This window comes from Pontiella sp. (assembly GCF_041622395.1).
GTDB lineage: Bacteria > Verrucomicrobiota > Kiritimatiellia > Kiritimatiellales > Pontiellaceae > Pontiella.
Genome location: NZ_JBFJYW010000017.1, coordinates 1 through 23103, shown reverse-complemented (window position 1 = coordinate 23103; position 23103 = coordinate 1). Strand labels below are relative to the sequence as shown.

Sequence of the window (23103 nt, the reverse complement as noted above, 5' to 3'; positions counted from 1 at the left end):
GCCTCGAGTGCGATCTTGGCCTTGAACTCCGCCGTGTGTTTCCGTCTCTGTTTTTTCATCATGGCTCCTATCCTTCCATTTATGGAGCCCTGCGCCAAAACCTAACTTAATCCGTGGTCTAAAATCCCCGAGCCACTTCTGACGCACTAACTGCGGTAGCGTTGGAAATATGCGAGAATATGTAGCGTTCTTAAATTCCGCACGCGAAATGGAAGGATTCGATTTTGAAAAAATTGAGAAATGGTGGGTAGCCAGAGTTAAGGATTTTTTTATTGGAAAACCTTTTAAAATAAAGATGGATCTATCGAAATCGGTCAGGACCTTAGTGCGCGGAGTGCTTTCTCAAGCGGAACGACGCCAAAAAGATGCGGGAGGAACGGCTTACGTGGGAGCGGTCATGCAACATTTAGTTGGCGCTAAGCTGGAATTATTTCTTGATGAAGCCCTTGAACACAACGGGTTTTCTGTCGCAGATGCTCCCACGAAACGAAATGGTGACTTCCAAATCGAAAACGTTGTGATTCACGTGACGCAAACTCCAACGGAATCATTAATCCAAAAATGCGTCGACAATCTGAGTTCCAATCTCTCTCCCCTCATTGTTACGAGCCATAAAGGAGCCATCTCTGCTGAAAATCTTGCGGATGCGGAAAACATTGCAGATCGAATAGATGTGCTTGAAATCGAACAGTTCATCGCAACAAACATTCTAGAAATCAGCCGATTTGCTCGGGAGAGCCGGAAAGTCACCGTCGAACAACTTGTCGAAAAATACAACGCCATCATCGCAGCGCACGAAACAGACCCAAGTTTATCCCTCATTATAGGATAAAATTAGGCGCAGCCGGCTTTGTAGGCGGAGAGCAGCGACTCGATGTCGTCGTGATAGCTCAAGCCGCCGGGTGAAAGCAGCAGGCCGCAATCGCAGTAGGATTTGATGGTTTCCATGGAATGGGAGACCATGATGATGCGGGCGTGGTCGAGTTTTTGCTCGAGCGCCTCTTTGCTTTTGCGGCGGAAGTTGGCGTCGCCGACGGCGGTGATTTCGTCGATGAGATAGCAGTCGAAATCGACGGCCATGCTGAGGCCGAAGGCAAGGCGGGCCTTCATGCCGCTCGAATAGGTCTTGATCGGCAGGCGCATCGACTTGCCGAGTTCGGAAAACGCCTCGACATATTCGATGACGCGCTCGGTGTCCTGCCCATAGATCCGCGACACGAAGCGGACGTTTTCGAGGCCGGTCATCGAGCCGTTGAACCCGCCGGCGAACCCGAGCGGCCAGGAGACGCGCGCGTGGCGGACGATCCGCCCGGCATCGGGCGGCTCGGTTCCGGCCACCATGCGCAGCAGGGTCGACTTGCCCACGCCGTTCGGGCCCATGATGGCGATGTTGCGGCCCGCCTGGAACCGGAAGTTGAACCCGCTGAAAATCACTTTGCGGATTCCCCGGAGCGAATAGGTTTTCGAGATATCGATCAGTTCAACCATGCCTAGACCCGTTTCTTTCGATACAACCGCTCGCCCGCAAGCCCCAGCAGGACGAGCGCCAGCCCAAGCCCGAGCACAAAGGAGCGGTCGAGCACGAAACTGTCGTAGTTCGGGTAATAGCCGACGCGGAACCACTCCACCAAGTGCAGCACCGGATTCCACTTGAGCACGTTGATCGCCTCGGACGGCAGCCGGCTCGGAATGTAGAACACGCCCGAAATGACAAGTAACGGTCGTGTCAGAATCTGTTCAACGAACCGCCACGAATCCCACATTGAAATAATCACGGCATTCATGGTTCCGAAGCCGAAGCCGATCAGCGCCGTCGCCAGAAATGCCGCAAGCGCCTGCCCGGGGCGGTGTGGAAAATCGGCCAGTCCAAACGCGATCAGCGTCGAATAGAAAACCACCATGATCAGTAGATAGGTGGTCGAGATCAGGATCAACCGCGCCGCGAGCGTATCGGTCTCCTTAATGACGGGATAGGTCAGCAGCGCCTTGTTGGCGTCGAACGTGCTCATCAGCGAACTGGAAAGCTTGCGAAAAAACTCGAGGGTAAGGAGTCCGGTCGCAAAAAACAGGGCGAGGCTGGAGCCGAAGGGCGGCTGCCGCCCGGCCGCGCCGAACACCCAAACCAACAGCGCCACTCCTGCGGCGGGGGTGAGGATGGCCCATAGATAGCCCAACCGCGACGTCCCGAAGGTCGCCCGCGTTTCACGCAGCACCAACGCACCAAGCACGCGTGCCTGCAAGGCCAATAGTTGCTTCATTTCCGATACCTCAAGTCAGGTGGTCGCGAACGGCGTAGACCATCAATGCCCCGACGCCCCACAAGCCGCACGACACAAGAACCAGCAAAATCGGGTGGAGAACCTTGCGCGGATAGAGCGGGTGCTCCGGCAGCGCCGGTTCGCCGAAGACGGCGAGATAGCGCTGCCGCCGCCCGGCCTCGATCCGCGCGGTTTCGAGCGAGGCCAGCGCCATGGCGTAGGCTTTGCGGGCAAACTCGTTCTCCACCTGCAACTCCTCGTACTCCGCCAGCAACCCCGTCAGTTCTTCGTCGGAGCCGGTCACATGGATACCGCCGCCCTTTTCTTCGATCCGCTTCTCCAGCGCTTCGGCCTGGCGCCGCAACGCGCTCAGCGAAGGCGCGTCGGCATCGACCGACTGGCCGAGCGCATCGGCGCGGGCGGTCACCTCGAGCCACTGCGCCTCCAGCCCGGCGAGGAGCCCGATCTGGGCGGACGCGCTGGCGGCGGGATCGAGCGCCTCGGTCCGGTTGCGGAAATCGCGCAATTGGCGCAGGGCGTCCAGGCGGCGCTTCTCGGCCCGCACGACCTCCTCTTCGGCATAGCTCACGGCGTCGGCGCGCGCGCGTTCCGACAGGCCGTTGACCAGCTCGCGGCAGTAGGTGAGCGCCAATTCCGCCACATGCTGCGCGTTTTCCGCGTCGAACGCCTGCACCTCGAAGGTGATGATGCCGGAGGTTGGATCGAAGCTGGTTTTGATTCGGCGCCCCCAATAGTCGAGCAACTTCTCCACGTCGAGGTTCGGGCGCACGCGCGAGAGCGGATCGATTTGCTTTCCGCCATAGATGGCCTCGAAGTCGACGTCCGCGCGCAGCCGGTCGATCAGGTCGCGGCTTTCGAGATATTTCAGAACGATGTAGGCGTCCGAGGTGGTGGAGCCCGTTCCGGCCAAGCCGGTGAACGAGCCGAGCAGGTCGGTCCCGCCGCCGGCCTTCATGGAACGCACCGCGAAGCCCGCGCCGGAAACATAGCGCTCGGATGCGCCGAACCAGAGGTAAAGCGCCCCCAGCAATGCGGGCAGGAGCACGCACAGGACAAACGAAAGCTTCAGCCGGCGGCGGCGCTTCGCCAGCGGGCGCGGGGCAGCGGGCGGGGTTTTCTTTTCTTCATTCTCGGTCATATCATGCGTTCCTTTTAAATCCCGATGCCGCCCAAAAGCGGCCCATCCAGCGCACGACGCGCCGTAGCGGCGGCATGCCGGACGGTCCGCGCCCCCTCCACTCGACCAGTTCCCGAACGGCGCGTTCCGGCGTGGTGAAAGCATTCGTTTCGAGACTCACATATGTTGGGTATAGAATCAACGCCGCAGCGACCAGCTCATCGAGCGAGCGCGCGCAGCCGCGGCGTTCCGGCGGGGCCACATCGGTGGTCAGTCCCCATCCGGCGTAAAAGGGTTGGCCGTGGCATACGACGGGCACCCCCCGCAGTAGCGCTTCGAACCCGGCCAGCGACGTCATCGCATGGAGCTCGTCCACCTGGCAAAGCATTCGCGCCACGTCGCCGGAGGCCACGATCTCGTTGCACCAATCGGCGGCGGCTTCTTCGTTTGCGCCGCGTTTCCGCAGTCCGGCCACGACGTCCGGGTGCGGTTTGTAAACAACGTAGGCGTCCGGGCGCATGGCCCGCACCGCTTTCAGCAAATCGAGGTTGGTTGCCACGCCGACGGCGCCGCGCCGGATCGACGCATCGTTCTCCACCTGCCCCGCCACCAGCACGACCTGCCGCTCGCCATCGGGACGGCGCCATTCGGTTGCACCGAGATTGTATTTGCTGAGACCTTCCGACACGATCGTCGCCCGCAGCGCGCGGGCGCGTTCGAGCACGGCTTCGTCGAAATCGCCGTTTATTAAAAGGGTTTCGAGGCGGGATGGCCGGGTGGCGTCGTAATAGATGCCCTCGTCGTCGACCACCCAGGAGAGCGGCCGAATCAGGTCCGCGCCGAGACCCGACGAACGCAAAAACCCATCCTCGACGCGCAGGACCGACAAATCGGCCCGCGCTTCGGGAACGGGGCGAATGCCCCAAACAACGATCGTCGCGCCCTGGGGCACCTCGCCGAACCCTTTGACGAACCGCACCGCCGACCCCGCGAAAAACGAGCGAAGGATGGGCTTCTTCCACCGCGAAAAGCCCAGTGCAAAAACGGTTTGAGGAAACCGGGAACGACAACGGCGTTGAAGGCCGATGTGTTCCATGACCCGCTCGACCGCGCAGGGTGCGCCGGTTTCGGGATCGCGGTAGCGCGGATATTCCACCAACGCCGCATGGACCAACTGTTCCAGCGTGGCGGCGCCTCGGCGTTCGGGCGCGGGTAGTTCGTCCTCGGTGAGCCCCCAGCCCGCGTAAAACGGCATGCCGAAACACCGCACGCGCTTGCCCCAAAGCAACGCCTCGAAACCCATCTGCGAAGTCACGGCGTAAACCGCCTCGGCGTGTTCGATCAACCCAACCGGATGGGCGTTCTCGGCAATGACCACAACGCGGTCCATCGCCTCCAAGGCCCGGACATCATAGTGTCCGGATTTTTCCCGGGTATAGATGTCGGGATGCATCTTGACGATCACCGTCGCTTCGGGGTTTTCGTCGAGCGCAGCGGAAAGCATTTTCCCGAACGAACCAGCATCCGCCAAACCGTATTCAATCGAAAGGTCTCCCGCGACTTGATCAACCACGAGCACATAGGATTTGGGAAGCGCAGCCTCGAATTCAGGCGCGGCATTATATTTCGAGAGCCGCAGTGCGCGCCAATCCGCAACCAACGCCCGCACCCGCTCCGTTTCCGCACTGCCTAACTCCTGGACCGCGAGCATCTCCAAACAGCAGGAAGAAGACGCATCGTAGTAGATGCCGAGATCATCGCGGACCATCGACAGCGCTTCGTCCTCGCGCTCGACGGACCGCAAAAATCCATCCTCGAAAAGTTCGAACCGCGCACCGTCTTTGAGGGCAGTTTCAACGGCGCGACTCCCAGATTTCTTTCTCCCCCAACCTACATACGCGGAGGCCGGATATAGTGGAGTTGGCGGCGTTTTCATGGTTGAGTTTCGTTTTGCTCAATCCAGTTGACCGACTTCAGATTCCCATCGAAGCCCTGAAAAACCTCCATGGGCCAAAACTCGCGAGTGCGTTCGATATCTCCTTGGTCAAAACAAAGGGCTGGCAACGGGATCGATGATTTCCGAACAAACCCGCATATGTTGTAGCCATGGCGAATAAAGTGACCGTTCTTTATATCAAAGCCGCTTACGAGCAGAACATACATCAGAATCCCGATGTTCCAACCGGGGGTAACATGGCCCCCGACCACTTCGTGCTTGAAAGGCGGCACCATAATAAAAAGCCATCCATCCGCTTTTAGCAAATCGTGCGCCTTCTTTAGAAATCGGCCCACATCCAGCGTGTGCTCCAATACATGCGATATCCATATCGCATCGACCGCCTTGTCTAGCACAAGTGTTTCGAACTCGCTTTCTACAACACGAATTCCCCGGCTCTTCATTCGCTCAACGGGAGCTCCACGAAAGCCAACATCCCGATCAACCGCGATCACATCCTTGCCTCTATCGCGAAAGAAGAAAGAGGCGGCACCGTTGCCAAAACCTACATCGAGAACACTTTCAAACGGAAGACGGCATGCCTCTTCCACCAGATACGCGCTCCCATCAATGTAAAATTCGATGGAATCTTCTGTCTCATCCAGCATGATGAAGTCCTTGGTATTCCCCTATGCGAAAAAACGGGAGTAGAACCTAGCGTCCGCAAAAAACCGACGAGGGGTTTTGATCAGCTTTCTCGTTTTCCGAATAAGGGAACTACTTTGGTTGGTTGGTTTCGGGGACATCGTTGCCTGCGGTTTCAACACCCCTTCCGTGGGAGCCGAAACCTTCCGAGCACTTGGGGCATGGTTCTCTGCGAACCGGTAACGGTCGAAGAGAATCGAATTCCACCCCAGCGGGGCCTTTTCATAACGCGACAGGCGAAGCTCCTGCTCCCTCAATCCACGGATAACGTCATAGTCGATCGCACGGGTGGAAGTGATGTTGGCGCCACAAGGTAGTTTGTCCTGTCGGGTCGTGAACCTGGCGAAAGAATAAAAATCATTCACCAAGTAGCTGTAGAATCGCAGCATTGTTTCCTGATCGGGCGTATAGAGATCTTTCAGGTTCCTCACGACATCATCAACAGTTAAGACCTGACGGTTAATCCGATCATCCGCATAAAAAGCGGCCCCAGCAAGTAGGGTCGGCTTCTCCCAAGCCATCGACAGTACTCCGACTCCGGAATTAAAGGTCAACACGCAATCGGCCACATCAAGAATATCCTTAATATGGCTCCGACCGAAGTCGACTGAATTAAACCGGCTCATGTCATCCTCTTCAAGTGGATGTTGTTTGATCGCCATAACCCAGTTATTTGGCAGCTTACCCGAGACTTCCTCCACCAGCTTCATAAAGTTTCCATAGGACCCGATTTCACCGCAAAAGTGATTGGTCACGGTATCTGAAGGCCTTTGCAATGAGACATACAGGATTTTTTGCCACCGCTTGATTCCATAGCGGGACCGCAATGCCGAACCACCGATCCGCTGGCTTTGGCTTTCCAGAGTTTGGTCATGCGTTCGCTCCTGTCGGATATATTCGAGAGTGGCCTTTCGCTTTTCATCGCTAAGTGGCTTATCCCAAACCTCAACGTCGTAAGACGAACTATCCAACAGGAATCCTTTGGGATCGAAAAACACAGACCCCGGCAGACTCCCCCGTTCCGCAACGAAGAAAGGCACTCCGATTTTCCGAGCCTCAACATAAACTCCTTGCATTCGCTCATCGGCGTAAGGATTAAAGAACATGATGCGGTCAACGGCATGTTCCTGCATAAACGACTTCAATGTCCAAGGTTCATCAAACAGCTGTACAGACGGTTCAACAATCCTGCCCAGCATGGGCTGAATATCGCGGGCGAACGTGAAGGGGTTGCTCCGCATGAGTAATGTCGTTCCAGCATGCATATCGGGAAGAGGTTCCGGTTCTTTCCTCTCGGCAACAAATTCCTTCATTTTTTTCGCGAACAGCTTTTCGTTCTGCGCCTTTCTTGCACTGTAGCCTCCATCGCCGCCGGACGGATGCCAATAGTGGAACAATACGGTTCCTTTGAAAAACATCATGTCGCCGAACAGCCGATACGAAGCTTTCCAGCTTCTATACTCAGTAACTGTATTGAAATTATACTTCTGCAGCTGCCACTCACGCGGCGTAGGGAAGAGATTAAGATGCCGGAGCATGCGCGTATTGCATTCCAAATCCTCAAACCCCCATCCTTCGAAATCGCTGGAATTTCCGCCACGCGAAAGATACCACATCCGATTATACAGGTTGGCGGATGTTCCGGTTGAGAACTTCTCGATACGCGAACAATCCCCCTCCAGAAGGAATTGAAGAAACCGGCGCACGCGCAACTCCGCAGGAATTTCGAAAAACTCCTGGGAGCCTTCTTCCGTCATAAAGATATATGGAATCATCAAGAACCTCTTGATGTCCCCGTCCAGCTCTTGTACCGCGATTTCATCCAGTAGTTGTTGGTAGAATCCAGTATACGGAACCAAATCAACATCCTGCATGAAAACATATGTCGAATTAGAATACATAGCACCGTAGTTACGGCACCGCCCCACGGAAAACTCCTGAAGCTCCGTTTCCAGACGCATATAGCCGTAATCCCTCTCTCGGCAGAAAGCCTTCAGCTTGTTCGACATTGCCTGTGGCGATCCGTCATCTACAATAAGAATCCGAACCCCCTCCGGCCTCTCGCCGTCTTCCTCGATAAAGGTCAACCGGTGAAATGCATCCTGCCGATCTTCGGCCACACGCAAGGGAACAATAACCGTCACCTTGCACGGGCCAACTCCTTCAACCTTGTCACTTATTATATTCACATTAACCTCCAAAGATGCTTTGTGCGCTAATCAACAAGAACCGAGCTCGTACGGCTGATGTCGAGCAGGGGTTGTACGTAGATTCTGATGAATTTGTAGTATTCGGCGGCGAAGGCATTCGCGACGTAGATGAGATCGTTGTCCTGCATCTTGAACGATCGCGCGAGGAAGAAGGCCTCGGGCTCGTTGAAGTCGAGGCGGTAGATCGTGGCCACCGAGTCGTTGATCCGGGTGTCGGGAAGGGCGACCCCCGCCTCCCGGAGAATTTCGGCCGATTCGAACCGGAAGAGAAAGACGCCGCCGGCATCGGCCAACCCGTCGTTCAAGCCGCCCGACTCGGCCAAGGCTTCGGCGAGGCTGAGCCCTTCGGTCTTGAAGGCGTGGCGGTTTTTGGAACTGACCGCGCCGAGCGCGGTGAAGGTTCGCGGCTTGTGCATGATCTGGACCGTATCGCTCGGCTCCATCCAGACATTGTTGCCCGGCTGGGAGAGCACTTCATCCAGGCGGATCGTATCCTTTGTTTCGCCGCGGACGATGGTGGCCTCGGATTCGAAAACGGGGGCGCGCGAACCGCCGGCACTGGCGACGACGTCGAGCAGGCGAACGCCGCCCACCGGAATGGGGAAACGGCCGGGTGCGTTCACATCGCCAACCACGGCGAGGTTGTTGCTCACATTGGCTTGAAGCGCCACCTGGACCTGCGGCTCAACGGCCTTGCCCTTCAGCCCGTTTTCGATGGCGGCACGAACCGATTCGATGCTTTTGCCTGCCACGTCGACCGATCCCACATAGGGGACGAAAACCTGGCCGTTTTCATCGACCATGGCGTCAATTCGGGCCCGCTTGCTGTCAAAGGTCGAAAACAAACCGTCGTTGGAGGCCTCCCAGATGTTGATGGCCAACTGATCGCCGATTCCCAACACGAAGCCGGATTTGCCGCAGATGGTTTTCCGGAAGGTTTCGTTCAGTTTGACCGGCCGGCGCCCGCCGAGCTTGTGGATCGAATCCACATCCAGTTGCACGACGGTATATTCACGCTCCCCCGGCTCTTCGTTCTGGTCTTTCGCCATTTGACGGTTCGACGGCCCCTGCCCCGGCAGCGTGGAGCATCCGGACAGCAGCATGGCGCAAAGCGCGCCGGCGGCGCTTGCGGCCCCGGTTCGGTTCATATTCATCGGTTTCAGGAAATCTAGCACGCGCTCCTCGCTTCCATTTCGGTTTTTTCGGCCCGGCGGTATTCCGCGAGTTTCAGCAAAATGTTCTGGCAGGCGGCATGCACGCCCTTGGCCGCATAGAAGTCGCCCATGACCAAGGCCTCGTGCTTGACCCACCGCAAATAGGCGTGTCGTGTTCTTTTGTCGGCAACGTGGCGGGAGTGCCAGAAGGAGTCGAAGTCGGGATGGCCGTTGCCGATCACCGCCAGTTCGGGAACGGCGTAGAACGCGGCCCCCACCACCAGCAGCGGCACGCCGTGGTGCAACGCCGAGAGCCCCGACGTGCTGTTGATGGTGATCATCCCGGCGCAGTGGCGGGTCAAAAGCCCCAGCGATCCGGTATCGACGACGTCCACCCGGTCTTCGATGCCGAAGGCGCGCGCCATGTTGGGGATGAGCGAGGCGTGGTTGGACCGGCCGCGTTCCAAGGGATGGATCTTGAAAACGAGGCGTTTGCCGGGCGGCGCGTGGCGCGCGAAGGATTTGAGCGTGGCGGAAATCAGTTTGAGCGTGCTCCAGCCGAGGGCGGCACCGCGCAGTTGCGAATCGGAATCAACCTGGAGCGGCACGAGATAGTAGTTTCCGTCGTGGTGCTCGAGCAGGTTTTGGATGGTCGTGAAATTGAGCGTTTGCTTGGTCCACCGCCGCCATGTGCTGCGCAGCCAGAAGAAGATTTCGGGAAAAAGCGGGACTTCGCGGTGGAACATGGCCTTCTGCTTTCCAAACGAGAACAACGCGCGCACCGTATAGTGGACCGCGTTTTGGAAGCACATGGGTTCGAAGCCCTTGAAATCCTCCGCCGGGAAGTCGGGTTGCTCCTCGTAGTTCAGCCCCGCCAGCGGCAATGCGCCGGCCAACGGCGAGGAGGCGTTGTTGCCGCCGCGCTCGACGGTGACGTAGCCGGGCCGGATATAGCCCTCTTCCAGCGAAACGACGTCGATCCCCTGCTCCGCGGCGATCGAACGGGCAATGCGATGCGCCGGCCGTTCGGCCCCAAACAAGATGACATGGTCGATGCCGGCCCCCTCGATGAAATCGGAAAACCAATTTTCCCATTCGCCGAGGTCGCCATAGAAATTGACGCGCCCGTGCCGGTTGGAAAAAAACCGGTCGGCAGGGTTGAACACCACGCGCCACACATCGTGGCCGTTGTCTTCCAAATAAAGCTGCAACCGCTTGAAAAACGGCCCGGGCGGTCCTTGCAGCAACAAGACGCGCTTGCGCCCCTTCTTGCACGGAAACACACTCGACCCACGAGGATTGAATAACGATAAGCGCGCTTTTCCTGCAGCATCCGATTTGCGCTCGGACACCCTTTCCCCTGTAATTTTTCCCATACCAAAACCTACGTAGATCGTTTACTCCACCAAACCAAAACGACCGGCGAAGCGCGAAACAGACAACAAATTGATGAATTGTGCAAGCGGTTTTATCTCTTGCTCAAAACGCCAACTCGCTCGAAGTTCCGGGTTTCCGCGTTCCGATCGCATTTATGGGATGACTTAGCCATTGACCAGTTTTCGCGGGATAGGTACGGTCTGCGGGTTATTTTTCACACCCATAGTTGGAAGAAGGAGAGCAATACCCATGGCAATGATGATTTCCAAGTTTCACAAGATAATCCAATCGAAGATCGTTTGGGGAATTTTCGCGGTAGCGATCTGTTTCGCGTTCGTCACGGTCTATACCGGACAAAAGGCGAGCAGTCAGAACGCCAATGTCGGCATCGACCCGGCGAAAGAGGTGGTTGGACGGTTGTTCGGCAAGGATGTTTCCCAGGCGGAGTATCGCACGGTGTATCGCGACGTCTACGTCTTGACCGACCTTTCGTACCTGATGAACACCGGCCGCGCCTTCAATCCGGACAAGGAGATGGTCGAGCTCATGGAGCAGATGACCTGGCAGCGCCTGGCCACCATGAAAAAGGGCGACCAGCTCGGCCTGACCGTCACCGACGCGCAGCTGATGCAGGCGATCAAGGAGTTCCCGATCTTCGTCAATCCGCAGACCGGCGGGTTCGACAAAAACCTCTATAACGGGTTCGCCCAGCAGTTCCTGCCCCGCTACGGCCTGACGGCCAAGGGCTTCGAGGATTTGATCCGCCGCAACGCCCTGGTGCAGAAGGTCTCCGCCACCGCAACGCACGGCGCACTGGTGACCGAAGCGGAAATCAAGGAAACCTTCCACCTCTACAACGACAAGCTGACGGTGGAATATGCCGGCATCCCGCGCAGCGTGGCCGAAACCCCGGCCGTGACCGAGGAGCAAGCCAAGGCCTACTACGGCAAGAACAGCGAGGAGTTCCGCCTGCCGGAAAAAGCCATCGTGAAGTATATCTCCTTCAACGTTTCGGACTACACCAACCAAGTGGCCGTCACCGATGAAATGGTCGCCAGCTTCTACGAGCAGAACAAACAGCGCTACGTGAAGCCCGAAACCGCCACCAACTCCGTGCCGGAATACCAGCCGCTCGAAGAGGTCAAGCAATCCATCGTCGATCTGCACATCAAGGGCCTGGCCCAGCAAAAAGCCTTTGAAGCCGCCGACTTGGTGGTGGCCGACCTCTCGAACGAAGGCGCCACCTTCGAACAGGTCGCGGAAAAAGCCGGACGCACCATCGTCGCCAACACCCCGGCCTTCGCCGCCACCGACCGCGTTCGCGGGATTGATCCGACCGCCCAGTTCGCCCGTGCGGCGTTCAACCTCGAGAACGACCCCACCCATTACTACAGCGATCCGGTCGTCGGGCGCGAATCGGTCTACGTGATCGCCCTCGTCAAGCGCCTCGACGCCTTCCTGCCCTCCTTCGAAAACGTCAAGGCCGACGCGCTGGAAGCCGCCCGCATCGAAGCGGCGGAAGTCGCCTACGTTGAAAAGGCCGACGCCATCCACGCCGAAGTCGAAGCGGCCCTCAAGGGCGGCACCTCGTTTGCCGATGCGATTTCGAAGTACAACCTGGAACTGCAGACCACCGCGCCGTTCAACGCAACCACCCAGCTCGAAGACCAAACCGGCCGCACCATCATGGGTGCAACCATCCGGTTCGATGCCGGCACGCTGGTCGACCTGATCGATACGCAGGACGAATTCCTGATCGCCTATGTGGCCGGCAAGGAGCCGGCCGACGAAGAGGTCACGCTGCCGGCGATGCGCGACGAGATTGCCGCCGGCATCCGCCAAAGCAAGACCGCCCAGCTGGCGCAGGCCTGGCAAGAGGCCCTGCTGGTGGAAGCCGGCTTCGAAAACCTGATGAAGAAGGCCGACGAACCGAACACCGACAAGTCCTAAGCCTATGCCGCTTCACTACCTCATTGCGCTGTTCATTGGCATGCCGGTTCTCGAACTGGCCTTGCTGTTCAAACTGCACGGCGCAGTGGGGTTTGTGCCAACGGTCTTGCTGGTTCTCTTCACCGGGGTCGCCGGGGCCGCCCTGGTACGGCGGCAGGGCGTGAACATGCTCTTCAAGATCCAGCAGGAAATGGCCAACGGCAACCTGCCGGCTCCGCAGATGATCGACGGCGTCATGATCCTGATCGCCGGGGCGCTGCTCATTACCCCGGGCCTGATCACCGACGTGGCCGGCTTTTCGCTGCTGATTCCGTTCGTGCGCGAGCGCATCCGTTTTTGGCTGCGCGACAAACTTGAGCAAAAGATCCGCAACGGCCACATACAGGTGAAGGTCAACCGACCGTGAGGCGTGGCGGGTAAATCAACCGGGAAAGGGATGCCGTTGAATCAGTCCAGACTTCCGCATCAATCGTCAAAACCATGAGCGACCGCGAATCCATCCCCCTATGCGTCGACCTCGACGGCACGCTCGTCAAACTCGACACCCTGCACCAAGCCCTCTTTCTTCTGCTGCGGCGCCATCCCGCGAGCATCCTGAAGATTCCCGGCTGGCTAACGAAGGGCAAGGCCTACCTGAAAGACCAGGTCATGCAGCGCGTTTCGCTCAACGCCGCGGTGCTCCCCTACAACGGGAAGTTCCTCGTCTGGCTGAAAAAAGAACACGCCCTGGGCCGAAAGCTGATCCTCGCCACGGCCTCGAACTACCGCACCGCCAACGCCGTGGCCGAACACCTCGGCCTGTTCGACGATGTCTTGGCCAGCAGCGCCGACAGCAACCTGCGCCACGGCAACAAGCTCGCCGCCATCCAGGAAAAGTTCCCGAAATTCGGCTATGCCGGCAACGACGCCGCCGACTTCCCGGTCTGGGATGCCGCCGCCGAAGTCGTTTTGGTCAATCCCTCTCCGGCCGCAATGAAGGGCTACGCGCTCAAGGCCGACCACATCTTCGTGGAACAGCGCCCGGCCGGCGCCATGTTCATCAAGGCCATGCGCTGCCACCAGTGGCTGAAGAACGTCCTCGTCTTTTCGCCGATGCTTCTGGCGCACCGCTTCACCGATACGGCGGCGATCGTCCAGTCCGTCATCGCCTTTTTCGCCTTCAGCTTCGCCGCCTCCGCGATCTATGTGCTCAACGACCTGTTCGACCTCAGCGCCGACCAGCACCACCCGCGCAAATGCAAGCGCCCGTTTGCCTCCGGCGACCTTCCCATCGCGATCGGCGCCATGCTCACGCCGCTGCTGGTCGCCATCAGCCTGAGTCTGTGCGCGTTCCTGCCGCCGCCCTTTCTCTACGTGCTGCTGACCTACTATGTCCTGACCACGGCCTACTCCTGGCGCGTCAAGCAAGTTGCCGTGGCCGACGTGCTGATGCTGGCCATCCTCTTCTCGATGCGCATCATTGCGGGTTCCGTTGCCACCGCAACCCCGGTATCCGGCTGGTTCGTCGAGTTCGCCATCTTCTTCTTCCTCAGCCTGGCCTTGGTGAAACGGCTCTCCGAACTGCGCGAAATGAAAGAAAAAGCCGACGAAGACAATACGCAGCGCGAGCGCGGCTATGCCGTGGAAGACCTCCCCCTGCTGCTGGGCTTCGGCGTCTCCAGCGGCTACATCGCCATCTTGGTCTTCACCATGTACCTCGGCAGCGAACGGGTGGTCGAGCTCTACTCCCGCCCCCATTTCCTCTGGGCCCTCTGCCCCTTGCTGCTCTATTGGGTCACCCGCATCTGGCACCTCGCCTGGCGCGGAAAAATGAACGACGACCCGCTCGCCTTTGCCGCACGCGACCTGCAAACCTTCGTCGTCGGCGCCATCGGCATCACCGCCCTTTTATACGCCATTTAAATTCCGGAGACAGCTCACATGACCAAACCCGCCGTAGACTTGACCATCGTTGGTTCCATCGGGATCGACACCATTGAAACCCCCGCCGAAAAGCGCGAAGAGATCCTCGGCGGCTCCGTCAGCTATGCCTGCGCGGCGGCCTCGTTCTTCACCCACACCGGAATGGTCGGCGTCGTCGGCTCCGACTTCCCGCAGGAATTCCGCGAAACGTGGAGCAACATGAGCATCGATCTCGAAGGGCTCCAGACCGTCGAGGGAAAGACCTTCCGCTGGGGCGGCGTCTACCACGAAAACATGGACCACCGCGACACGCTCTTCACCGACCTCGGCGTCTTCGAATCCTTTTCGCCGGAACTCCCGGAAGACTACCGCGAAGCGCCCTACCTGTTCCTCGGCAACATCCACCCCGCCCTCCAGCTGCACGTCCTCGAACAGACGCGCAATCCCCGCTTCGTGCTGATCGATACGATGGATCTCTGGATCAACATCGCCAAGGACGACCTGGCAAAGGTCATCGCCAAGTGCCACATGCTCACGCTCAACGAATCCGAGGCCCGGCTCTATACCGGAAAACATTCCCTCATCGAAGCCGCCAAGCAGTTGCTGGAAACCGGCCCCGAATACGTGCTGATCAAAAAAGGCGGCAACGGCTCCATGCTCTTCACCCGCGAAGATATCTTCCTGCTGCACGCCTACCCGCTCGACGGCTTCAAGGATCCGACCGGCGCGGGCGACACCTTCGCCGGCGGCCTCATGGGCGCCCTGGCGGCCTCGGGAAAATCCGACAAGGAAGCCATCCGCCAGGCCATGGTCTACGGCAGCATCGTCGCCTCGTTCGGCGTCGAGGAGTTCAGCCTCGACCGCCTCAAGCAACTGGACCGCGACGAGATCGAAATCCGCCTCGCCGAGTTCAAGGAGATGTGCCGAATTTAACCCGGCTCCCCGCGCGCCCAAGCCGCGCCCTACAGCAGCGAGAGCGCATCCACGTCCACCGTCAGGGTCACGCCCTTGGGCAGGCGGCAGGTTTGCTGCACGTGGCGGATGGGGCGGGTCATTTTGACGGTGTGTTCGCAGCGCAGCATGATCTGGTAGCGCCAAAGCCCCTTGGCCCGCGCGAGCGGCGCGGGAACGGGCGGCGAGTGCGACACCGACTCCGGAAGGATCCGCTCCAGCTGCGCGGAGAAGCGATCGGCGGCGGCCATCACCTCGAGTTCGTTCTCGCCCTTGAAGGTGAGCAGGACCAGGTGGGAGAACGGCGGATAGTTCAACTCGCGGCGAAACTCCAGATCCTGCGAGCAGAAGCCCTCGTAGTCGAGACTGCGGGCCGCCTGGATGGCCGGGTGGTGCGGCGTGTAGGCCTGCACGATTACCTCGCCCGCCTTTTCGCCGCGCCCGGCGCGCCCGGCCACCTGCGTCAGCAGCTGGAACGTGCGCTCGCCCGCCCGGAAATCGGGAACGTTCAGCGACATGTCGGCATGGAGCACGCCGACCAGCGTGACATTCGGGAAATCGAGTCCTTTGGCAATCATCTGGGTTCCGAGCAGGATATCGATCTTGCCCGTCTTGAATTGGTCGAGCACGGTGCGGTAGGAATCCTTCTTGCGCATCGTATCGGAGTCCATCCGGGCCACCCGCGCCTTGGGGCAGAGCTTTCCGAGCACCTCCTCGATCCGCTCGGTCCCCATGCCGGCATACTTGAAATCGGGATCGCCGCAGTCGGGGCAGCGGTCGGGCACCTTTTCCTCGGCGCCGCAGATGTGGCAGAGCAGTTTGTGGGCGCGCTTGTGGTAGGTCATCGAAACGCTGCACTCGGCGCATTCGGCCACATAGCCGCACTTTTCGCACTGGAGCGATGCCGAAAAGCCGCGGCGGTTCAGGAAAAGGATCACCTGTTCGTTGATGTTCAGCCGGTCGTAGATGCCCTGCACCAGCTCCTTCGAAAAGATGGAGGCACGCCCCTCTTTCTCGGCTTCGATGCGCATATCCACCACGCGCATCAGCGGCATCGAGCGGTCGTCCACGCGCATCAGCATTTCGGCCAGTCCGTAGCGGCCATCGCGCACATTGTTGAACGACTCCAGCGCGGGGGTCGCCGAGCCGAGCACGACGCAGCAGTTTTCGATGCGGCCGCGCATGACGGCCACATCGCGCGCATTGTAGCGCGGCGACTCATCCTGCTTGTAGGTCGGCTCGTGCTCCTCGTCCACCACGATCAAGCCCAGGTTTTCGACCGGGGAAAAGAGGGCCGAGCGCGCTCCGATGGCAATCTGCGCCTCGCCGTTGCGGATGCGGTGCCACTCGTCGTGCCGCTCGCCGTCGGACAGGCTCGAATGCAGCACCGCCACGCAGTCGCCGAAGCGCGAGCGGAAGCGATCGACCGTCTGCGGCGTCAGCGAGATTTCCGGCACGAGCACGATTGCCCCCTGCCCCTTGTCGAGCGCGTGCTGGATTGCCTGCAGATAGACCTCGGTCTTGCCGCTGCCCGTCACCCCGTGCAGCAAGACGGTGCCCGGCTTCTCTTGGTCCATCGCCGCGCAGATTGTATCGAGCGCCGTCCGCTGCTCCACCATCAGAGCGAACGGCTCGGTGCGCAGCAGTTCCATGCCGGCGTGCGGGTCGCGCAAGATGGTCGACTCCTCGATCGACACCAACCCCAGCTTTTCCAGCGTCTTGATCGGCGACTCCGAACAGCCCGACCGCTCCTTCAACTCGGAGACCGTCAGCGGGCCATGCTGCCGAAGCGTTTCGACGACGGCCTGTTGCTTGGGCGGCAAGTTGTCGCAGGCGGGGCATCCGGTTTCGTTAACCAACGAGGCGACGAGCTGTTTCTTGTGCTTGGCGCCGCGCTTGCGGACGGCGCTGGGCAAAACGGTGCGGACGGCGTGTTCGATCGGCGCGCAGTAGTAGTCGGCAATCCAGTAGGCCAGCTTCATGATTTCGTCGGGAATCAGCGGCTTCTCGCCCACCACCCCGGCAATCTCCTTGAGCTTGTCGGCGAAGGCCGAATAGTTCGCGAGCCCCACCACGAAACCGCGCAGCTCGCGCGACTGGAACGGCACCGTCACCTGCGAGCCGACGCGGATGGAGGCCTGCAAATGCGCGGGAATCCGGTAGTCGAACTCCCGATCCAGCGATATCTCCACCACGACTTTTGCAATCGATGCCATAGCGGGGGAATGTAGTTGCCCCCGGTCCGAAAGGCACGGAAAAAACAGGCCGCTTCGGGTCACGCGTTTGCCTCAAATCAAATGGCGCCGCCTAATGGTACCCGTTCAACCGTCGGTCCTCGGCGGGTGTTGTGCAGCACCGTGCAAGACCTGCCGCGCCGACTGGTTGTTTCCGACGATTTATTTCAGCTTTTGCATCTTTGTGAACAGCGTTTCCCTTGTATAGTGCCTCCATGGCGTATCTCTCATGCAGCAGGCTGTTGATGAATGCGATGGACTCCGCCCGCGACCGGCTCGCGGGTCCGCCTTCCTTTTCAACAGGCCATCGGCCGCACGGGAAACCCTTTCAGCCATAGGGTCTGCAGAGAAACCGACCGTCACCCGGGAGGAAGGAATGAAAAAGATATTCGTTGTTGGAGTGGTTGTTGCGCTCGGCTGGTTCATCGCATCGCCGTACGTCACGGTTCATCTAATGAAAACCGCCATCGAGAAGGACGATGGCGAGGCCTTTGCCGAACATGTTGATTTCGCCGCGTTGCGAGAGAACTTCAAAGATCAGTTGCAGAGCGCCTGGTTGAAAAAAATGGGTATTTCCGAAGAGAATGCATCGCTGGGCGGTATGGTGGGGGCCGGATTCGGCAGCATCCTGATCGACACGATGGTTGACAAGTATGTCACGCCTGCCGCTTTGACCGAAATCGTGCAACAGGTCCCGAAGGAAAAAGTCCGAACGACCCAGGAATCGCCCGATTCACCGCAATACACGATTTTTTCGGAGGCAAAGCCGAGGTATCAAGGATGGGACAAATTTGCCGTCATTTTCCCCGGCGACGATGGTGACGCGCTTAAACTGATCTTACGGCGCCGCGGTATCGGATGGAAGCTGACCAACATGATTGTCCCTTCAGAGGTTTGGGACTAGCCCGGTCGCTGCCGAGCGCGACGGCATCCCGTCGCTGCGCTGCGGGGAGGAGATCGCCTGTTTGGCTTGATTTACTGCACGGAGGCAGTAGCATCCGCCAGATGTTACGCATATTGAAAACAGATGCCTGCCAGCCGGATGCGGCAGCGCTGAAGGAGGCCAAACGCGTACTGCTCGCCGGCGGATTGGTGATTGTTCCGACGGAAACGGTATACGGCATCGCGTGCGACCCGGCGGTGCCGGGAGCGATGGAAAAGCTGGCCGCCGCCAAGGGGCGCGACGGCGGAAAGCCGGTTGCCCGTCTGGCGGCCGACGGCGCGCAGGTGAAGACGGCGGCAACCCACTGGAACGGCGGACTCGAGGCGTTGGCCGAGCAATGGTGGCCGGGCCCGTTGACGATCGTACTCGAAACCCGGGACGGCTGGACGGGCTACCGCGTGCCGGACCATGCCGTGGCGGTCGGCCTGGCGCAGGCGTGCGGGCGGACGCTGGCGCTGACGAGCGCCAACCTCAGCGGCGAGCCCGACACCAAAACGGCGCAGGAGGCCATCGCCTCCGTCGAAGCGGATCTGGTGCTCGATTCCGGCCCCTCGGCGGACCAGGCCATCCCGAGCACGGTCATCAAGGTCGATGGCGGAAAAATCGAATGCCTCAGAGAAGGAAAGATTGCGTTTGCGGACGTGCAGGCGCGATTCTTTAAAGGACTGAATCCGGAGGGTTAATGAGCATGGTTTTATTCGTATGCACCGGGAATACCTGCCGCAGCCCGATGGCGGAGGCGCTTTTCATGCACCGCAAGGGCGATCTCGATTGGGAAGCGCAGTCGGCGGGCGTCTATGCCGCGCCGGGGGCCCCCGCGAGCCGCAACGCCATCGAGGCGCTCCGCGAACTGGAGGTGGACCTGTCCGGGCACCGCAGCCAGCCGCTTACCGCGGATCTGGTGGAGCAAGCCTCCTTGATCGCGACGATGACGGAGGGGCACCGAAACCATATCCTCCACTGCTTCCCCGAGGTTGAAAACAGAGTTTTCTTGATTAACGCCTTCGGAACGTCGAAAGTCGCCGCCGATATTTCCGATCCGTTCGGCGGATCGCTAAGCACCTACAAGAGAATACGCGACGAGATCGATCGGGCCCTCTCGGATCTGATCCTGTTTTTACGCGCGCAAAACAATAGACAGAGGTAGCATTTATGAAAATTGCAATTGGCTCGGACCACGGTGGCTTCAAACTGAAAACCCGCGTTGCCGAAATTCTGATGGACAAAGGCATTACCGTGGAAGACTTCGGCTGCGAGAGCACCGACTCGGTCGATTATCCCGACTATGCCGCCGCCGTTGCGAATGCGGTTTCCAATGGCGCGGTCGACCAAGGCATCGTCGTCTGCACCACGGGGATCGGCGTAAGCATCACCGCCAACAAGTTTCCGCGCGTGCGCGCCGCGCTCTGCCTCAACCCCGAAATGGCGGCGCTGACCCGCCAGCACAACAATTCCAACGTGCTCTGCCTCTCCCAAAAATTCACCGACGACGCGACGGCGGTTGAGATTCTGACGGCCTGGCTGAGCGCCGAGTTCGAAGGCGGACGCCACGAGCGGCGCGTCTCGAAGATCAAGGACTATGCCTCCGAAATCGCCGGAACCATCGCCGTTTACGACACCGACCCGGAAATTTACGCCCTGCTGAAAAAAGAGGACGTGCGGCAGAAGCAAAACCTGGAGCTGATCGCCTCCGAGAACATTGTGAGCAAAGCCGTCCGCGAAGTCTCGGGTTCGCGCTTCACCAACAAGTATGCCGAAGGCTACCCCGCCAAGCGCTGGTACAACGGCTGCGAGTGGGTCGATGAAGCCGAACGGCTGGCCATCGACCGCGCCAAGGAGCTGTTCGGCGCCGAGCACGCCAACGTGCAGCCCCACTCCGGCAGCGGCGCCAACATGGCGGTCTACTATGCAATGCTGAATCCGGGCGACACCATTCTGGCCATGAGCCTCGCCGAGGGCGGACACCTGACGCACGGCCACCCGATGAACTTTTCCGGCCGCTTTTTCAAGATCGTCCCCTACGGCGTCGACCAGGAAACCGAGCAGATCGACTACGACAACATCCAGGCGCTGGCCAACGAGCACAAACCGAAGATGCTGGTGGCCGGAGCATCCGCCTACTCGCGCATTATCGACTTCAAGCGGTTGCGCAAGATTGCCGACAGCTGCGGCGCGTTCCTGATGGTCGATATGGCGCACATCGCCGGCTTGGTTGCCGCAGGCTGCCACCCGAACCCGGTTCCCTATGCGGAGTTTGTGACCACCACGACCCACAAGACCCTGCGCGGCCCGCGCGGCGGGATGATCCTCTGCCAGGAAAAATTCGCGGCGGATATCGACAAGCAGGTGTTCCCGGGCATCCAGGGCGGACCGCTGATGCATACCATCGCGGCCAAGGCCGTCTGCTTCCACGAAGATCTGCAACCCTCGTTCAAGCAGTATCAGCAGCAGGTGGTCAAAAACGCCCAGGTTTTGGCGGCGGCACTGGAAGACAGCGACATCCGTCTCGTCTCCGGCGGCACCGACAACCACTTGATGCTGGTCGACCTCACCAAGACCGGCGTTACCGGCAAGGATGCGGCCATCGCGCTCGACAAGGCGGCCATTACCGTCAACAAGAACGCGATCCCGTTCGACACCAAGAGCCCGTTCGTGACCTCCGGCATCCGCATCGGCACCCCGGCGGTGACCACCCGCGGCATGAAGGAACCGGAAATGGAGAAGATCGCGGAATTCATCAAGCGCGCGATCCGCAATTCCGGCAACGAGGCGGTGCTTGCCCAGATCAAGAAAGAGGTCATCGCCCTCACCGCCGCTTTCCCGATCTCGTAAGGGAGCGCGCAACCCGCACGAAAAAAGCCCCGGGATCCGGGGCTTTTTTCGTATCCCCCCAATCAAGGGACAAAAAAGGAGCGGCAACCCGAGGGCCGCCGCTCCTTCGAGGGGGATGAAACTATTTGCGGTATTGGAACCCGACCGGCAACACGGTTCCGTCGCCCCCTTCAGGGGTGCGGAAAAGCGGATAGTTTGTCGGCAACGACGGATAGTCGTTGCTGTTGACGGTCGAGGTCTGGCTGTAGGCCGCAATCTCGCCGGTCATGGTGTAGATGCCCGTGCTCTGCGAGGACGTCCGCGCGGTCAACCCGAAATATTGCAACCCGACAAAGGCCACGAAAAGCGCCGCGATTCCGTATTTCGGTTCGGCGAAGAACCAGGGCATGTTGATTTCCAGCAGGTCGCCGATCGATTTCCGCTTGCCGGCTTGGGACTGGCGAACCTGGCGCATAATGTTTTGCTTGTTGCGCGTCATACGAGCCGTTTCAGGCGTCTCGTAGTTTTTCAGGTGCATGAGCTTCTGCAGCAGCACCTCGGCCGGCTCACCGGCCGGCGTTTTCATATTCTCTAATTCGCCTATCATTTCATGAACTCCGACAATTCAGACTGCATTTGTCTTCTGGCATAGAACAACCTTGAACGAACCGTTCCGACCGATGCCCCCACCATTTGCGCAATTTCCTCGTGTGGAATTCCCTGCATATCGTGCAGCACCACAACGGTTCTGTGCTTGTCAGACAGGTTTTGCAGGGCTTCGTTCAATTTAATTTGAAGTTCCGACAAACTGATGCTTCTGAGGGGCGAGCCCTTCGTCGTCAGGTCATGGTAAACATCGTCCGTCTTGATTTCCTGATCGAAGGCATCGAGGCTGAGCGCGCGATTGCGGTTGCGCTTTTTCCGGTAGTTAATGGTTTTGTTGACGGCGATTCGGTAGAGCCAGGTGTAGAATGACGATTTGCCCCGGAAGCGCGGGAGCGCCTCGAAGGCCTTGACGAAAACATCCTGGGTGAGATCCTCGGCATCCTCGCGGTTCGAGGTCATGTTGTAGGTCAGGCCGTAGATTTTTCCGTGGTAGCGCTCGACAAGCTGGTCGAATGCATGCACATCGCCCCGCTGTGCCTTGAGCACGAGCTCGTCATCGGACGGCCCCTCCGGTTCACCGTCATCCAAGAGGTGTTCCGGACGCGACTCTTCGTCTTCGGAAATGCCATCCTGCTCTAGTTTTCGATTATCAACCATACCTGCGCTCGATGTTATGCCAAAGCGCCCCCCTTGTCAGCAAAATCTTCAAAGACATGAAAAGGCCGGCCGCGTTCAATTATTTTCGGGGCGGCGGCACCTTGCCCAGTTCGCCAAGCACCAACTTCAAGTCCGCCCAAGCCTCCTTTTTCTTGGACGGATCGCGCAACAGGTAGGACGGGTGGAAGGTCGGCATCAGCTTAATGCCCTCGTATTCCTGCCAAACGCCGCGCATGCGGATGATGCCCGCCGGACGCCCGAGCAGGCCCTC

Annotated in this window: 21 protein-coding genes; 9 read left to right on the top strand and 12 right to left on the bottom strand. The window is 59.3% G+C overall.

Annotated elements, in window-relative coordinates; translation table 11 throughout:
- Positions 1-169: 169 nt before the first annotated feature.
- The gene (locus tag ABYO54_RS01995) at positions 170-832 is read left to right on the top strand and encodes a DUF4928 family protein (RefSeq protein ID WP_372806385.1); all 663 of its coding nucleotides are present in this window, start codon (positions 170-172) and stop codon (positions 830-832) included.
- Positions 833-834: 2 nt separating this feature from the next.
- Here ABYO54_RS01995 and ABYO54_RS01990 read toward each other — a convergent pair whose 3' ends face one another.
- Genes ABYO54_RS01990 through ABYO54_RS01955 form a run of 8 tightly spaced genes read right to left on the bottom strand, consistent with a single transcriptional unit; the run spans position 835 to position 10651 of the window.
- Positions 835-1488, bottom strand: coding sequence for an ABC transporter ATP-binding protein (locus tag ABYO54_RS01990; protein ID WP_372806383.1), 654 nt, complete (start codon positions 1486-1488; stop codon positions 835-837).
- Between the two features lie 2 nt (positions 1489-1490).
- The gene (locus ABYO54_RS01985; RefSeq protein ID WP_372806381.1) at positions 1491-2258 is read right to left on the bottom strand and encodes an ABC transporter permease; all 768 of its coding nucleotides are present in this window, start codon (positions 2256-2258) and stop codon (positions 1491-1493) included.
- A gap of 10 nt (positions 2259-2268) precedes the next feature.
- Positions 2269-3417, bottom strand: a complete 1149-nt coding sequence (locus tag ABYO54_RS01980; RefSeq protein ID WP_372806379.1) for a lipopolysaccharide biosynthesis protein — start codon at positions 3415-3417, stop codon at positions 2269-2271.
- A gap of 1 nt (position 3418) precedes the next feature.
- Positions 3419-5332 (bottom strand): capsular polysaccharide biosynthesis protein, encoded by a 1914-nt coding sequence (locus tag ABYO54_RS01975; RefSeq protein ID WP_372806378.1) that lies wholly within the window; start codon positions 5330-5332, stop codon positions 3419-3421.
- Positions 5329-6000 (bottom strand): class I SAM-dependent methyltransferase, encoded by a 672-nt coding sequence (locus ABYO54_RS01970; RefSeq protein WP_372806376.1) that lies wholly within the window; start codon positions 5998-6000, stop codon positions 5329-5331. The genes ABYO54_RS01975 and ABYO54_RS01970 overlap by 4 nt, the downstream gene beginning before the upstream one ends.
- A gap of 21 nt (positions 6001-6021) precedes the next feature.
- A complete protein-coding gene (locus ABYO54_RS01965; RefSeq protein ID WP_372806374.1) occupies positions 6022-8226 on the bottom strand; it encodes a glycosyltransferase in 2205 nt (734 codons plus the stop codon).
- Positions 8227-8252: 26 nt separating this feature from the next.
- The gene (locus tag ABYO54_RS01960; protein WP_372806372.1) at positions 8253-9401 is read right to left on the bottom strand and encodes a polysaccharide biosynthesis/export family protein; all 1149 of its coding nucleotides are present in this window, start codon (positions 9399-9401) and stop codon (positions 8253-8255) included.
- A 14-nt stretch (positions 9402-9415) separates the two neighbouring features.
- The gene (locus ABYO54_RS01955; RefSeq protein ID WP_372806370.1) at positions 9416-10651 is read right to left on the bottom strand and encodes a hypothetical protein; all 1236 of its coding nucleotides are present in this window, start codon (positions 10649-10651) and stop codon (positions 9416-9418) included.
- Positions 10652-11027: 376 nt separating this feature from the next.
- On the opposite strand from ABYO54_RS01955, the gene ABYO54_RS01950 reads away from it, so the two are divergent.
- The 4 genes from ABYO54_RS01950 to ABYO54_RS01935 all read left to right on the top strand — a co-directional run bounded on the left by ABYO54_RS01950 (position 11028) and on the right by ABYO54_RS01935 (position 15563).
- On the top strand, positions 11028-12728 hold the full coding sequence (locus tag ABYO54_RS01950; RefSeq protein ID WP_372806368.1) for a SurA N-terminal domain-containing protein: 1701 nt from the start codon (positions 11028-11030) through the stop codon (positions 12726-12728).
- Between the two features lie 4 nt (positions 12729-12732).
- Positions 12733-13134, top strand: a complete 402-nt coding sequence (locus tag ABYO54_RS01945) for an FxsA family protein (RefSeq protein ID WP_372806367.1) — start codon at positions 12733-12735, stop codon at positions 13132-13134.
- 74 nt (positions 13135-13208) lie between these two features.
- The gene (locus ABYO54_RS01940; RefSeq protein WP_372806365.1) at positions 13209-14630 is read left to right on the top strand and encodes a UbiA family prenyltransferase; all 1422 of its coding nucleotides are present in this window, start codon (positions 13209-13211) and stop codon (positions 14628-14630) included.
- Positions 14631-14648: 18 nt separating this feature from the next.
- Complete coding sequence (locus ABYO54_RS01935) at positions 14649-15563, top strand: PfkB family carbohydrate kinase (RefSeq protein WP_372806363.1); 915 nt, start codon at positions 14649-14651, stop codon at positions 15561-15563.
- 29 nt (positions 15564-15592) lie between these two features.
- Here ABYO54_RS01935 and priA read toward each other — a convergent pair whose 3' ends face one another.
- A complete protein-coding gene (gene priA, locus ABYO54_RS01930) occupies positions 15593-17797 on the bottom strand; it encodes a primosomal protein N' (RefSeq protein WP_372806361.1) in 2205 nt (734 codons plus the stop codon).
- A gap of 394 nt (positions 17798-18191) precedes the next feature.
- Between priA and ABYO54_RS01925 the strand changes: the two genes are divergently transcribed.
- The 4 genes from ABYO54_RS01925 (at position 18192) to rpiB (ending at position 21590) form a co-directional block, all read left to right on the top strand.
- Positions 18192-18719 (top strand): DUF2939 domain-containing protein, encoded by a 528-nt coding sequence (locus ABYO54_RS01925; protein WP_372806359.1) that lies wholly within the window; start codon positions 18192-18194, stop codon positions 18717-18719.
- Positions 18720-18820: 101 nt separating this feature from the next.
- Complete coding sequence (locus tag ABYO54_RS01920; RefSeq protein ID WP_372806357.1) at positions 18821-19441, top strand: L-threonylcarbamoyladenylate synthase; 621 nt, start codon at positions 18821-18823, stop codon at positions 19439-19441.
- Positions 19441-19905, top strand: a complete 465-nt coding sequence (locus ABYO54_RS01915) for a low molecular weight protein arginine phosphatase (RefSeq protein WP_372806355.1) — start codon at positions 19441-19443, stop codon at positions 19903-19905. Before ABYO54_RS01920 ends, ABYO54_RS01915 begins: the two co-directional genes overlap by 1 nt.
- Before the next feature lie 5 nt (positions 19906-19910).
- Complete coding sequence (gene rpiB / locus ABYO54_RS01910; protein WP_372806353.1) at positions 19911-21590, top strand: ribose 5-phosphate isomerase B; 1680 nt, start codon at positions 19911-19913, stop codon at positions 21588-21590.
- A 121-nt stretch (positions 21591-21711) separates the two neighbouring features.
- On the opposite strand, the gene ABYO54_RS01905 is transcribed toward rpiB, so the two are convergent.
- The 3 genes from ABYO54_RS01905 to ABYO54_RS01895 all read right to left on the bottom strand — a co-directional run.
- Positions 21712-22176 (bottom strand): hypothetical protein, encoded by a 465-nt coding sequence (locus ABYO54_RS01905; RefSeq protein ID WP_372806351.1) that lies wholly within the window; start codon positions 22174-22176, stop codon positions 21712-21714.
- A complete protein-coding gene (locus ABYO54_RS01900) occupies positions 22173-22832 on the bottom strand; it encodes an RNA polymerase sigma factor (protein ID WP_372806349.1) in 660 nt (219 codons plus the stop codon). Before ABYO54_RS01900 ends, ABYO54_RS01905 begins: the two co-directional genes overlap by 4 nt.
- Positions 22833-22911: 79 nt before the next feature.
- The coding region (locus tag ABYO54_RS01895) for a uracil-DNA glycosylase family protein (protein WP_372806347.1) at positions 22912-23103 on the bottom strand (192 nt) is incomplete at its 5' end.